Source organism: Cobetia sp. (assembly GCF_983723665.1).
The window spans coordinates 1-1,196 of the sequence record NZ_CFDJES010000245.1 but is presented as its reverse complement, the minus strand read 5'-3'; the positions used below and the strand labels follow the sequence as shown (position 1 = coordinate 1,196).

Below are 1,196 nucleotides of genomic sequence, written 5' to 3'. Positions count from 1 at the left end.
CGTGCGCATTGTGACTGCAGGCGTCAATCATTATCATCTGCGCATGATTCATGCTGATAGCCGAGCTGCCTGGCGGCTCCGGTGGGCCCTGATGCATGGAAGTTCACTTCCTCCTCCTAGTGGCAGACCTTGCTGGTGATTGAAAAAAGTCCGATGTCTCCCCCCGCGCACGCTCAGGCCTCAGCGCCTGAGTCGTCGCCTACGCTCGCCCAGCAATACCGGCGCTTCGCCTGGAAACGTGTGGTGATTCTCGCCGCGCTGGGCCTGGCACTGCTGTTGGCCATCCTTGGCGACATCATGACCGGCCCTGCCGATCTCGCGCTGTCTGATCTGCTGGGCGAACTCATCAATCCCGGTTCACACGGGCCGATCAATGAAGCCATCGTCTGGCAGATTCGCCTGCCGACGGCGGTGATGGCGGCGCTGGTCGGTGCAGCTCTGGGGCTTGCGGGTGCCGAGATGCAGACCGTGCTCAACAACGCCCTGGCCAGCCCCTTCACGCTGGGCGTGGGCGCCGCGGCGACGCTTGGTGCCTCGCTGGTCATCATCCTGGATGTCGCCTTGCCGGGGCTGCCACCCAGCTACACCATCGCGCTGATGGCCTTCGTGTTCGCGGCGCTGTCGATTCTGGCCATCGATGCCGTGGCCTCGCTGTATGGCGCCAGTCGCGAAGTCATCGTGCTGTTCGGCATCGCGCTGGTCTTCGTGCTCAACGCCGTCAATGCGCTGGTGCAGTTCGTGGCCAGTCCCGATGCGCTGCAACAGCTGGTGTTCTGGACCATGGGCAGCCTGTCGGAAGCCTCGTGGGAGCGAGTCGCGATCATCGCCAGTGTGCTGGTCGTCTGCCTGCCCTTCGCCATGCGGCGTGCCTGGGCGCTGACAGCGCTGCGTGCCGGGGAAGACCATGCGCGCAGCTTCGGCGTGCCGGTCACCCGTCTGCGCCGCACGGCGCTGTTGCGCGTCAGCCTGCTGGCGGCAGTGGCGGTGGCCTTTGTCGGCACCATCGGCTTCATCGGTCTGGTCGGGCCGCACATGGCGCGTCTGGCGCTGGGGGAAGACCATCGCTTCTATCTGCCCGGCAGTGCGCTGGCGGGGGCGTTGGTACTGTCCCTGGCCGCCACGGCCAGTGAGTCGCTGGTGCCCGGACTGGTGCTGCCGGTGGGGATCGTGACCTCGTTGATCGGTATCCCCTGTTT

At 65.6% G+C, this 1,196-nt stretch carries 1 protein-coding gene; it reads left to right on the top strand.

Annotation, left to right across the window (positions count from 1 at the left end; genetic code table 11):
- Nucleotides 1-153: 153 nt before the first annotated feature.
- On the top strand, nt 154-1,196 hold a 1,043-nt coding region (locus AC4FAH_RS14410), incomplete at its 3' end, for a FecCD family ABC transporter permease (RefSeq protein WP_490246298.1).